The organism is Ignavibacteria bacterium (assembly GCA_041649015.1).
GTDB lineage: Bacteria > Bacteroidota > Ignavibacteria > Tepidaquicellales > Tepidaquicellaceae > CAIKZJ01.
On record JBAZNU010000002.1, the window covers coordinates 233,372 to 247,085 of the forward strand.

At 35.6% G+C, this 13,714-nt stretch carries 8 protein-coding genes; 6 read left to right on the top strand and 2 right to left on the bottom strand.

Annotated features, from left to right (window positions below):
- Positions 1–2: 2 nt before the first annotated feature.
- Positions 3–875 (bottom strand): permease-like cell division protein FtsX, encoded by an 873-nt coding sequence (locus WC644_04180; GenBank protein ID MFA5011132.1) that lies wholly within the window; start codon positions 873–875, stop codon positions 3–5.
- Between the two features lies 1 nt (position 876).
- Entirely contained in the window at positions 877–2,640 is a 1,764-nt protein-coding gene (locus WC644_04185; protein MFA5011133.1) for a sodium:solute symporter family protein, read from the bottom strand.
- A 329-nt stretch (positions 2,641–2,969) separates the two neighbouring features.
- Between WC644_04185 and WC644_04190 the strand changes: the two genes are divergently transcribed.
- The 6 genes from WC644_04190 (at position 2,970) to WC644_04215 (ending at position 13,711) form a co-directional block, all read left to right on the top strand.
- Positions 2,970–5,015, top strand: coding sequence for a hypothetical protein (locus tag WC644_04190; protein ID MFA5011134.1), 2,046 nt, complete (start codon positions 2,970–2,972; stop codon positions 5,013–5,015).
- A 37-nt stretch (positions 5,016–5,052) separates the two neighbouring features.
- On the top strand, positions 5,053–7,335 hold the full coding sequence (locus WC644_04195) for a T9SS type A sorting domain-containing protein (protein ID MFA5011135.1): 2,283 nt from the start codon (positions 5,053–5,055) through the stop codon (positions 7,333–7,335).
- A 57-nt stretch (positions 7,336–7,392) separates the two neighbouring features.
- Positions 7,393–8,769, top strand: a complete 1,377-nt coding sequence (locus WC644_04200) for a hypothetical protein (protein MFA5011136.1) — start codon at positions 7,393–7,395, stop codon at positions 8,767–8,769.
- A gap of 3 nt (positions 8,770–8,772) precedes the next feature.
- Positions 8,773–11,622 carry a TonB-dependent receptor gene (locus WC644_04205; protein MFA5011137.1) on the top strand — a complete coding sequence of 950 codons (2,850 nt, stop codon included), beginning with the start codon at positions 8,773–8,775 and terminating at the stop codon, positions 11,620–11,622.
- 14 nt (positions 11,623–11,636) lie between these two features.
- Complete coding sequence (locus tag WC644_04210; GenBank protein MFA5011138.1) at positions 11,637–12,635, top strand: PorV/PorQ family protein; 999 nt, start codon at positions 11,637–11,639, stop codon at positions 12,633–12,635.
- 68 nt (positions 12,636–12,703) lie between these two features.
- Positions 12,704–13,711, top strand: a complete 1,008-nt coding sequence (locus WC644_04215) for a hypothetical protein (protein MFA5011139.1) — start codon at positions 12,704–12,706, stop codon at positions 13,709–13,711.
- The last annotated feature ends 3 nt before the right edge of the window (positions 13,712–13,714 follow it).

A 13,714-nucleotide genomic window follows, 5' to 3' on the forward strand; every position in this document is an offset into this window, starting at 1 on the left:
TTTTAATTTTGAATTTTTAAATATTTTAATACAGAGAAATAGCTACCCAAAACACCAAGCACTATTCCTGTTAATATCAGATACAATATAATGTCTGTATCCATAAAAGTGAATTTAATTTCTGATGCCTGAAATTTCATGACAAACATTGTCAAAAACAGATACATAGTACCAATTGCAAGAAGACTGCCAATAAGTCCCTGAATAAAACCCTCAAATAAAAACGGAATCATCACAAAAACTCTTGTCGCTCCCAGAAGTTTGAATGTTTCAATAATCTTTTTCCGAGAATTAATTATAAGTCGTATTGTGTTTGAAACCAGAAATACAGAAGAAATTGTAATCACAATCATTATAATCAGGTTAATAAATAAAAAGCCTGAGGTTTTAGATTCAATCAGCTCAAGATTTCCTTCCGGAAACTTCACATCTGTTACGAATTTCATTTCAGCGAGTTGAGATTTTATCCTGTTTAGCCTTTCAATTGTTTTATACTCTTCATAGAGATTAATTCTGAAAGAGGCAGGAAGGGGATTGTAATCATAAATTTCCAGCATTTCTGAGCCGAACTCCTCTGTGAAAATTTTTACAGCCTCATCTTTGGAGATATAATTAATACTCTTTACACCCCCAATAATTCTAATTTTGTCACGAAGAGAAATTAGTTCTTCATTACTAAGTTCATCCTCAAGGAATATTTCAAGTTCCACCTTATCTTTTATGTCCTTAATAATTCTGCTTGAGTTAATAGTAAACAGAAAATAAATCGAAATAAGTATAATCGAGAGCATAATAGTAATTACAGATGCGATAGTCGACAATTTCGCACTTGAAAATCCACGTATAGCCTCTTTGAATAAGTAAAGTAATTTCAAATTATTCGAGTATTGACCCTTGTTTGTTAATAGATTTAAAAACTAAAAATCCCGCAATAATTCCAATTAATATCAAAACCATTGCATTTAAATACTCTCCAAAAATAAATTTTCCAATACCAAATAAAAACATATAAACTAGTACTACTCCGAGAAACCAGCTTAAAAATAAATAACCGTAGCCTTTATCGGTTTTAACGTCCGGAAATTTATTTTTATATTTTCTCCAGCCAATACCACCCGGTCTAATTTGTTTTAAGAAATTAGCGAGTATATTTTCTTCAGTTGGTTTTGTTAAGAAAGCAGTAATCAACCATGCAGCTGTTGTTATCGGAACGATTATGTAAAGAGAATTCGGAAATTGTACATTGATTTTTCCAAAAAATAGAACAGCGTAAACGACAAAAGGTGTTATTGTAGCAACAATTTCAGAAATAGCGTTTACTCTCCACCAGAACCATCTTAAAATCAGTACGAGTCCCAGCCCAGCACCGCATTCCATAACAAAACTCCATACTCCGGAAATACTGTCCATCATTAATGTAATGACAATTGAGAGCATCATAAAAATCATTGTCATTACTCTTGCAGTCAGGACATAGTGTTTCTCGCTTTTGTCTTTCTTAACAAATCTTCTGTAAAAGTCATTAATAAAATATGATGCCCCCCAATTCAAGTGTGTGGCAATTGTTGACATATAAGCAGCAAAAAAAGCAGCCAGCAAAAGTCCCTTCAATCCAACAGGAAGAAAATCATTCATCGCTTTTACATAACCAAGTCCTTTATCATTCATAGATAGATCCGGATATAAGATAATAGCTGAAAGTCCGACGAGTATCCATGGCCATGGACGTATTGTGTAATGAGCGACCTGAAAGAAAAATGTTGCAAGCAAGGAATTCTTTTCATCTTTAGCAGACATCATTCTTTGGGCAACGTAACCTCCTCCTCCAGGTTCCGCACCGGGATACCAGGAAGCCCACCATTGAATTGCAATAAATGCGAGAAATGATGACAACGATATTGCGAGGACTCCCGCAGTAGATGTGGTTTCAGTTTCAGAATTTACAACCGGTGTAAACTTTAATGCCCAATCAGGAAGTTTTGACTGGAGTCCAGCAATGCCTCCAATTTGATCTGAATTAACAACTATTACTGCGAGTACAATACAACCGATCATTGCGAGAATAAACTGAAACGCATCTGTAACAGCAACACCCCACAAACCAGATAGAGCCGAATAAACAGCGGTAACAAGCATACAAAGTCCAACATAAATAAGTACATTGTCCATATTAATATATTCAGGAAACATACCCATAAGAATTTTTATCATGGCAAGATTCACCCATCCCATTATTATTGTGTTCATAAAAACACCAAGATATACGGCTTTGAATCCTCTAAGAAATGCGGCTGACTTACCCGAGTATCTGAGTTCAATAAACTCAACATCAGTCAGAATATTTGCCCGTCTCCATAATCGTGCAAAGAAGAATACCGTCAGCATTCCTCCAATGAGCATGTTCCACCAAATCCAGTTGCCCGCAATTCCGTTTTTACCAACAAGCTCTGTAACCGCAAGCGGAGTATCTGCGGCAAAAGTTGTAGCAACCATAGATAAACCAGCAATCCACCAAGGAAGTTTACGCCCGGACAGGAAAAAATCTTCGGTTGATGCTCCAGCTCTTTTCTTATAAATATATCCTATTAAAAAAGATATAACGAAATATACTGCAATTATTAACCAGTCTGTTATATGCATTAAAGTATTATTTTATCCCAAAATACTTAATTATTTTTTAAAATTGTCGTTAAAAATAATTCACACAGGGTTTATTCTTTCAAAATGCTACTTTAATTTTAATATTATGCCATTATATTGACTACATCTAATGCGTAGTCTGCTTACTCTTTAAAACTTAATTATTAATCGATGCATAAAGTAAGTCAATATATTATGCAATACTATTATTAGTACACTTAAAGAAATCGTAAAACTATTAATAATCTAATATTTTGATAGAATTTTTAATATAAATACGTTAAATTAAGCAATTATTATTATTACATTTATCGAAAATTAATTACAAATTGAAAATGCATTTTCAAAGCATAAGAAGGGTGATTATTGCTGTATTTTTCTTATTTGCAGTATTATCATTTACCTTAGCAAGTCTCAGAACTCTTCATACCAAACCACAGGATGACATTAACAACAAATACACAACAATAGGAAATATTTCACTTACAGTTACAAATTTTGGAACTATAGGTAAAGGATATTGCGGAACACAACCTTCAGGTATGTTTCCTAAGAACTCAGGTATTGAAAATGTATGGTTAGGAGGTTTATGGGTAGGGGGTGTTAAGGGCGGACAAATTCGAGTTTCTACAGGTGCTATTGATGTATCCAATCCTTCAAAGCAAGAAGGATTTGAATTTTTCAATGCCCCGGGATCCATAATAACTGAAAAATCCTCTCTTATAACATCACCATATTATGCACCGGATGCAGTTTCTCATCAAGATTTCATTTGTGAATTTTATGATACAACTACGTCAGGAGTTCAAAATCATAATCCACTCGGCATAAAGGTAATGCTTGAATCATATACTTATGACCTGAATTTTGCAAATTTCTTTGTAATTTTGGATTATAAGATTGTTAACATTGGCTATAACGGTGATAATTCTCAGATAGATTCAATTTATGTAGGAATGTGGAAAGATTTAGTTGTTAGAAATATCAATGTTACTCCAGGATGTAATCCAGGAACATCATTTTTCTCGAAAAATGCAAATGGTTATATAGATACGATGAATCTTGAATATGCGTACGACCATTCGGGTGATATCGGTTACACTGACAATTACGCTTCTGTGAAACTTCTTGGCGTTAATCCAAAACCATCTACAGATACAGTAAGGTCAAAATGGACTATTTGGCAGTTTAGGAATACAACTGATCCCGTTTATTTTTCACCAACTGACGACCAGCAAAGATACAGCAAATTGAGGGGATTTCTTGCTCCGGGAGTTGTTATAGATTCAACCAGAATAGACCAATTAAGGTTGAATCCTGGTAACAGGGTGACATTGCTTTCATACGGACCTTACAAAAAGAATGATGGTTCACCGTTTTCGCTCAGATACCAGCAAGATACAATGAATGTAGTTTTTGCAGTAGTATGTGCGAAGAAATACGGAACAGACCCGGCTCAATGGGATTCATCTTACCAAAAGAGCGAATTGTATAATAATGCGTTTTGGGCTCAACGTGCGTATGACAATGGATACAAACTTCCGTCCCCACCTGATATTCCAATTACTCGTGCAGAAGTAACGAGCAATAATGTTACTCTTTACTGGTCAAACAATTCAGAGTATTCAAAAGACCCAATTTCAGGTAAATATGATTTTGAAGGGTACAAACTATACAGGACTGATCCGCAATCAAATAACAATTTAAATCAAGATCTTTTGTCACAAATGAAGCTTATTGCTGATTTTGACAGTTCCCATAATAATTATTATAATAATACAGGTTTTGGATTTATTAAAATGAATTCCTTTAAAACTTTTCCAAACGACACAAATAAATATTGGTATAAATTTGATTTTCCAAACCAGTTAAATGGATTTCAGTATGTTTATACTATAACTTCATACGATAAAGGGGATTCTTCACAAAACCTTTCTTCACTTGAAAGCAGTATTCTATCTAATACAAAAAGAATAGTCGTAGGTACAACTCCGGTTGATGACGGTTCCAAGGATATCGGAGTTTATCCTAATCCGTATTACGGGAGTGCTATATGGGACGGTACAGGTACTAAAAAAGAGATTACTCGAAAAATATATTTCTTTAATTTACCTTCGAAATGTGAAATTTCAATATGGACAATTGCCGGGGACCTTGTTGACAGGTTTGACCACGATGCTGCTACATATAATGGAAATGATATTGAATGGTTCAAAACTTATTCTGATGGAACTCAGAAATTTGCCGGAGGGGAACATGCATGGGATCTTATTTCGAAAAACGAGCAATCGATAGCTTCCGGTCTTTATTTCTTCACGGTAAAGAATAGTGTTACGGGAGAAATTAAAAAGGGTAAATTTCTAGTTGTAAAATAAAATTTTATTAAATTCAAACAAATATATCAAAATCAAAATGAAGAAATTAAAATTTTTACCTTTAGCAGCAATTGTAACATTGATTGTCTATTCACTTGGATTCAATATATATGAACAAGTGCTTACATGGAATCCTGTTACAATTCAATTCTTTCAGTATAAAGCAGATGACTCTCTTGCACTCGGTAAAGACAGGTCAGATAAACTTGGCGACTCGGTAGAGATCGTTGCAAGAGTATTAGCTCCACCGAGGGTTTCACCTGCGACAAATGATTTCAGGACTTTACTCAGGGGAACATCATCATGGACATGTTACATGCAAGATACTGCAAATGGACTATTTGGCGGTATTGTTGTTCGTCAGGGCGGCAGAGGTCCCCAAACAGGAATAGACCTGGTTGATACCGGTGCAATAATTAAAGTTCGCGGTATAATACAGGAGTTTCCTGCAACAGGATATTCAAATTCATTAACACAGATCGACCATGACACGACTTCAGGGTATACGATAACTGTCCTTCAAAGCACGGGTTCACGTCCAATACCGAAACTCGTAAATATTACAGATTTTAATCAGGGTGATTATCCAAACGGCGGAACAATAAATTATGTAAACGGTGAGAAATACGAAGGTATGTATGTTGAAATCAGGAACGTTACAATAGGTACTGGTATTGGTAATCGTCAACCGTGGAGTGTAGTGGATGAAAATGGTAATAAATTGTATATGAGAGATTTTTCAAATTTCTTTTCTACACAACCATCAGGTGATACTCTTCGACCATGGACTCATCCTCTTGCAGGAACGTATGTGAATTACGTTAGAGGTGTAATCATTGCTGCAAATAATGAAGGCGCATTTGGGACACAATTACCTTACGCGATTGTTCCGATATATCCAAGCGATTTAAGTCTTGGTAATGCTCCACCACAGATATCTTCTGTGACTCGAAATCCGGGAGTTCCAACTCCAAACGATAGCGTTTCTGTTACTTGTTCAGTATTAGACCCAGCATTAAATCCAAATTCAATTTCAGAAGTAAGAGTATTCTGGAAGGTAAATGGAGGTGCTTTTGAAAGTAAAGTAATGCCTTTCGTAACAGGTAATCTATATTCCACAAAAATGCCTCCTCAGGCACTTGGAAATTTAGTTGAATATTTTATAAAGGCAACTGATAACAACGGTGGTTCGAAAAATTTCCCTGCAGATACTTTAAAATCAAAACTTTTTTATAAAGTTTTTGCAAACGATTCGTTATCTATTCAGGATGTGCAGTGGTGTCCTAATAATGGCGGATACAGCGGCTTCAATGGTGCTACAGTCAGAGGTATTGAAGGAATTGTAACTGCTGATACTTCTGATATCCGTGCATTTAGTTTTAGTTCAAGTGGTGGTTCTCAGACATCACCCAGAAGAGTAATTATTCAAAATGGTACAGGAGTCTGGAGTGGCATTTGGATATACAATAATGCAACTGATGTATTAAAAAGAGGTGATAGAGTAAGAGTAAAAGGTGTTGTTGAGGAATCAAACGGTATGACAAGAATTAATGTTGCAGCAGCTTCAGATATTACTTTAATTTCAACCGGTAATCCTCTGCCAGACGTACAGAACCTTACGACTGCTGAGCTCGCTAACAACAAACTTGATGGTGATACAACAATAGAAAAATGGGAATCCGTTTTTGTGAGGTTTAATACACCTTTCTGGATTACATGTATAAATGCAGGTTCCGGTATTTCCTGCACCTCAAGGCAAACATTAATAGACACTGCATTCAGGAGGAATTATGGTGAAATTCTAGTAAGAGATAATTCTAATATTGATGCAAGGATTGAATTGCAGGACGGTGGACATACCTTTACGAATAATTGGGACGGTGTTACTACCGGAAAGACATTACTCACTCAGAATGACAGTATTATGTTTACTCAGGGTATTTTATACTATTCATTTGGTAACTATAAAATGGTTCCAAGAAGGAATACTGACTTCGGTACTGTAATACCAGTTGGTATCATCAACAATAATGAAATAGTAAAATCGTATTCACTTTCGCAAAATTATCCTAATCCGTTTAATCCTGTGACAAAAATCAGGTTTACACTTCCGGTTAATAGCAATGTGAGAATAACGGTATACAATGTTCTTGGAAAAGAAGTAGCTAAACTTGTTGACAGAAGTATGCCTGTTGGTTCATATACGGTTGATTGGACAGCTAACAACTTTGCAAGCGGTGTTTACTTTTACAAGGTTGTCGCTGATGGTAACGATGGTTCAAGATTTGTGAACACGAAGAGAATGGTATTAATTAAATAGTTTTTTAAAAGATTTGATTCCCGGTTATATGCCGGGAATCAAGCTTAAATATATGGTATGAAAAAAAGTTTACTCTTTATTTTATTAGTAATTGGCAGCGTTTACATAATTTCCTGTTCGGATCCAATTACAGGTGATGTTGGAAGTTTTCCTCCTAACACGTATTTATCGTTATTTCCTGACAGTATTATTTCACCCGGTTCTACACTGAGAAAAATATCATGGTGGGGAGATTCCCCTCAGGGCTTTATTGCAGGATATTATTTTTCTTTCGATTCAACTACGCCGGTTTCACAATGGTCATTTACAACAAAAAGTGACAGTACATTTCTACTGCAGATGAACGGTAATGATACAACATTCAGATTTTATGTTGCTGCTGTTGATGATAAAGGCTTAATCGATCCTACACCTGCATCAAATCTTTATCCGACTTTAAATTCTGTACCAACGATGGATTTTCTTGCCGGTACTGAAATACCTGATACCGTTTATCCGGTTACAACATTCAAATGGGCTGCGACAGATCCGGATGGAAATGCGACTTTACGATATTTTTATTGGTCATTAAATGATACCAATAATTTTAAAATTATAAACGGTTCAGTAACCACAATGACTCTAACAAAAGACAGCGGTCTTGTACTAAATGCACCCAATGCGTTATACATGAAGGTACAGGATAATGCTGGAGCATACAGTAAAATTGTTAGAATGCCGAAGGATACGACTAAGTTCTTCTATGTACAGAAAGTAAACTCTAAGATACTTATTGTAAAAGATCAACCACTTGCTGAAATGAATACAGCAGCTGATTTCTTTTATAATGCTATGGATACAATAAAATATGATACACTCGATATTAGGTCAGGCAACGGTAAATTCATACCTAAGATTATTAATCCAATGTTTATCGAGACATTGAAACTTTACGATATTGTTATCTGGAGTGCCAGCAGGGGGAATATTTCTTCAGATAATGCAAACTTTGACCTCGCTCAAAGAAGTCTTCCTTTTTTTACTCAAGCAGGGAAAAAACTTTTTTTCACTACGGGATTTCCTAATACTGAAACCGCTCAACAGGGTACTCTTATAAATTTTGCACCTATTGATAGTGTTGCTGCATGTACAATTGCCTTTTTGAGTAATGTCAGTGTTGTTAACGTAGATCCTTCTTATCCTGTTATTTCGACAAGCACACTTGTTCAAAGAACTAGGGGATTGAAAATATCCAATGCTGTTGTTCTTTATAGATTGCCTAATACAGTTGCTTGTTCAGATTCAAGCGGAGGTCCTATCATAGCTATAAAAAATACTGATTCAAACCCGAATATTGTTTTTATGGGTATGCCGGTTTATTTTCTTAACGGAAATCCGGTAAACTCAAAAGCTTTGATGCGTAAAATAATTATTAACGAATTTGGTTATCAATAAAATATGAAAAAAGTTTTTCTAATTCTAATTTTTATCCTTTTTGTTGTTTCTGCAAATGCACAGGATCAACTCGGTTCGCTTTTTGGTATTGTCAAGGATTCTGCAGGTATTCCTCTTGAAGGAGTCACGCTAAAGATTAAAGGTTCATATTTAGGTGCAGTTTCTGATTCAGAAGGAAACTACTCAATATTAAATATTCCTGCGGGTTCATATACACTCGCTGTTGATTATATTGGTTTCAAAACAGTAGAGTATACGGATGTTAAAATATCACAAGCTGAAAACAGAGAGTTTAACATTTTTCTAATAGTGACTTCTTTTACTGTCGATCAGGAAATTGTTGTAGTAGGTGACAGACCATTACTTGATATCGAGCAGACATCAAGTTCTCATATAATTTCAAGTGATGAGATTACTCAAAATATAGTAAATAACATTAAGGATATTGTCGAACAACAAGCCGGAGTTGTTAAGGATGACAACGAACTCTTTATTCGAGGTGGTCGTAATTATGAAAACTCATTCCTTCTTGACGGAGTATCTGTACAGGATCCGCTGTCCGGAACAGGTTTTGGTCTTCAGCTATCAGCCAACTCTCTCGAAGAGGTTGAAGTCATAACAGGCGGGTACAATGCTGAATATGGACAGGCTACAAGCGGTGTCATTACCGCAAGAACAAAAGAGGGCAGGTTCTCTGAATACAACATGTTTCTCTCATATTCACGTGATAATCTCGGTGATTTTCTTGGCTGGGGTCCAAATTCGGGAGTAAGCTTTAATACTGATATTGTTGAATTCAACCTTGGAGGTCCCGAACCAATTTCTAAGTATATACTTCCAGCACTTAAAATAAAGGTTCCAGGAGAGATTACTTTTTTTGGTAATTTTTACATGGGACTATCGGACGGTTTCTTTGTCAATAGATTAAAATCAGAAAACTTATACTCGAACGGAATCGGAAAAGCTAATAGTGTTTATTCCAGTATTTTCGGTGGAACTAAATTTGCTCCAAGACAAGATAATAACTGGTTATGGCTTGGCAAGATTACTTGGAAATTTACACCACAAATGAAACTTTCATATTCTTATAATCAGTCTGTTTCCATAAACCAGAATTCAAGTTCTTTACAGAACAATCTTGAATATGTTGAGCCATCACCCGGCTATCAGTTTCAGTTCCAGGAAATTCTTGATAATGCGAACACTTACTCATCTAATTCTATATTTCATACTTTAGCTTGGACTCATACTACAAGTCCTAAAACATACTACGAAGTTAAGTTAACTCGTTTCTTTACAAATCTTCGTTCGGATGCAAACGGCTTAAACTGGGATCAGTACAGTGAACCATTCGATATAGTTAAACCGCCGTTTGTTTACTATCCAATCGATTCTACACGGACGGGTATTATACCGGGTAACGGATTTTATGATGTAGGAAATCCCTATACGTGGCATGATCACTACGTTGTTGAATACACTGCAAAAGCTGATATTGTTAATAATTTCACACCTTCAAGCAAATTTAAAGCAGGTATTGAAGCAAGTTTTCAGGAAATGCAACTGATAGATATTTATCAACCCTGGATAAAACCTTTTGGTCTTAATAATGATGTATACAAAGTTTATCCTGCATTTGGTGATATATATGCCCAGCACTCAATTCAGATAAAAGGTATGATCTTAAATTACGGACTTAGGTTTGATTACTGGTTCCCCGGAAAAATGGTTGATGATGCAGTAAAGAATCCTGACGTTGTAACAATTCCTGATGACATTAGAAAGAGTTATCTTGAAAACACTTATGAATTGTTTGGAATGAGATGGAAAGGTCGTTTATCACCCAGAGTTGGAATCTCGCATCCTATTACAAACAATCAGACTTTGTTTTTCTCTTATGGTCACTTTAATAAGCGGCCTAAACCTCAGTTTGTTTATGCAAAGCTAAATCCGCAGTCAGCGCAGTCATCGTACCAGAAGTTTGGCAATCCTGACCTGGATCCGGAAACAACTGTCTCTTACGAACTTGGTATAAGAAATCAGTTTACCAGCGATGACGTATTAACAATTACCGCATATTACAAGAACATTTATGATTATGTATCAACAAAGAACATTATTATTAATGACGGAAGATATATAGGTAAATCTTTTATCAGTTATTTTAATCAGGATTATGCCCGAACAAGAGGTATTGAGATTGAGTATAAGAAAAGAATCGGTGGCTGGTTTAATGGTAAGTTTAATTTCACTTATTCCGTAGCGACGGGAAAAAGTTCTACTTCTGATCAGGGATATTTAGTCGCTACCCGTGGTTTACAGGAAACCATTTCTGAAAACTTTTTAGGCTGGGATAGGCCAATTACAGCGTCTGCAAACCTATTCTTTAAAATTGAAAAAGGAAAAGGACTTTTTGGTTTTGGAAAAAATATTCTTGATAACATCAACATCAAAACAAGATTATTCTTCCAGTCAGGGAAGCGGTATACACCTCAGATATTGACAGGATACTTTGACGATGGAAGACCTGAATATACAACAGATTATGATAATCTTTATGCCAATGTAGGTGAAAACTGGTTCTATGTTGACCTTGATATTGATAAATATATTAACATCTATAATCTGGATGTGGTTTTTAATTTGTCGATAAAAAATTTATTTAACAACAATAATTCAACAATATTAAATCCGGTAACCGGAAGAGCTTATGAGTATGGAGATCCTACTCCGAACTCATGGAACGATCCATTGTATCCGGACTTGCAGGCACCACTAGATCCTTATCCGTTTAACCCGGCAAGGTATCTTGCACCGCGCACTATTAAATTCGGAGTATCAATTAAATTCTAAAAAGTTTAAATATAATGTCAATAAAGCATAAAATATTAATCTTAGTTCTGCTACTGATAGCTGGTCAGGTTCATGCGCAGTTAATTCCTAACCTTGGTGGACAAAGAACCGGGACTTCTTCGCTTCAGTTTTTGAAAATAGGAACGGATGCTCGTGCGACTGGGATGGGGGAAGCTTTTGTAGCTGTCTCAGACGATTTCTCTGCTTTACAATATAATCCTGCAGGACTCGTTCTTACTAAAGATAATGGCTTATCATTTACTCATACTGCATGGTTTGCGGATTCACGAATCGAGCATCTTGGCGGCGTTTATCATTTTGGGGGTAACAATGCCGTTGGTATAAGTGTTACTTCATTCAGAACTGAAGACATGAAAGTAACGACTGAATTTCAACCTAACGGGACAGGAAATTATTTCAGGTTTTCGGACCTTGCAGTTGGACTTTCATATTCCAGACAATTTACCGATCAGTTTTCTTTTGGTGTTACCGTAAAGTATGTCGAAGAAGCTTTAGGTGAACTTAAAATGAGAACAGTACTCGGTGATTTAGCAACTTTTTACAAAACAGGTCTTGGCACAACAAGGTTTGCCGTTGTTATTGCTAACTTTGGAGCACAGGTTTCTCCATCCGGAACTGTTGACCTGATTGGCAGTAGGACAGTTTCTGAATTTCAGAAATTTCCTCCACCAACATTATTTAAAATTGGTTTTGCTTTTGAACCGTGGATGAATCAAAATAATAGAGTTACCACAAGCATTCAGCTTAATAGCCCTAATGATAACAAAGAATATATTAATGTGGGTGCTGAGTACTCCTATAAAGAAATGGTTACCATTAGAGGCGGTTATAAATTTAATGTAGATGCTGAAAACTTTTCGGTAGGAGCGGGTGTAAATGTACCTGTTTCATTCGCAAAGGTAGGTGTTAATTATTCACTCGCAAATTATGGTGACTGGGGATACATGCACAGATTTTCAATAAACTTAATATTACCGGAGAAAAATAAATAATGAAAATAGTTAATAATATTTTTCTGTTTTTGATAACAGTTTTGTTATTGAATGGGTGCGGGGAAAAGTTGGATCTCGCGCAATTTCCTATTTCTAATAACGGTAACATAAACGTTGCTGACACTTTATATATTCTTCAGACTCCGGTATGGAATGGGTTTAACAGACCTGAAGATGTACTTCTAGGAAATGAACCTCTCGTTTATGTTGCTGATACAAAGAACAACAGAATTGTTCAGATGGATATTGCAGGGGGAACAATAGGGGAGATTGCAATCAATAATCCCAGAAAACTTGCTCAGGATTATAATTTCGACCTGCTTGTGATAGCGGATTCTGTCGTCTCGACAAGTGATACTGTAAGTATAGTATACAGAATTAATATTGTTGAAGCAGGGGGAAATATTTCTAATGCATCTAAGTCAACATATATAAAGTCAACATATGCCACACCTAATTCAAGCACTCTTAGGAAGTTTACGGGTATTGCAGTTCTAACTGATAATTCAGTTTTAATAACAAGAGTTGGACCAGAAGATCAATTTGGTATTGATCCTGGGAATGCGATCTTAAAAGTTACTGGCAGAACTACAGCTCAAACTGTAACTGTCCTTCCAGGTTTTCAGTCCTCTGGTAGCAGTTTTTATTCAATTGAAAATGTTTCCGGTATCTGTGGAGTAAGAAATAGTTTAACTGATTTTATTATTACGAGAAGCACTCCAGATACAACGACACTTAATAAAGTTCTTTGGTTTACGTATGATAACGTAAATGGAACATATGATCCAAAGTATACAGAATCATCATTGGGTATTGTTAGTGCCAAATTCGGAAAACCTGATGATGTTGTACAGGATCCTAACCAGAGTGTTTTTGTTATTGATTCTTACAGAAATTATCTTTGGAAATTCAATGTTACGGGAAAATTAATGTCCGAATCTTTCGGTGGTTTAGGGACAGAATCCGGAAAATTCAACAATCCGAAAGGAATTGCCTTCTATAATAAAGTAGTATATATAGCAGATACGGATAATAACAGAATTGTCAGGTACAGACTTTCGACGGATTTGAATTAAGTT

What these genes read in the sequence shown, in the direction of transcription:
- WC644_04185 (MFA5011133.1), bottom strand. Translation starts at nt 2,640, where the DNA reads ATGCATATAACAGACTGGTTAATAATTGCAGTATATTTCGTTATATCT.
- WC644_04195 (MFA5011135.1), top strand. Translation starts at nt 5,053, where the DNA reads ATGAAGAAATTAAAATTTTTACCTTTAGCAGCAATTGTAACATTGATT.
- WC644_04200 (MFA5011136.1), top strand. Translation starts at nt 7,393, where the DNA reads ATGAAAAAAAGTTTACTCTTTATTTTATTAGTAATTGGCAGCGTTTAC.
- WC644_04205 (MFA5011137.1), top strand. Translation starts at nt 8,773, where the DNA reads ATGAAAAAAGTTTTTCTAATTCTAATTTTTATCCTTTTTGTTGTTTCT.
- WC644_04210 (MFA5011138.1), top strand. Translation starts at nt 11,637, where the DNA reads ATGTCAATAAAGCATAAAATATTAATCTTAGTTCTGCTACTGATAGCT.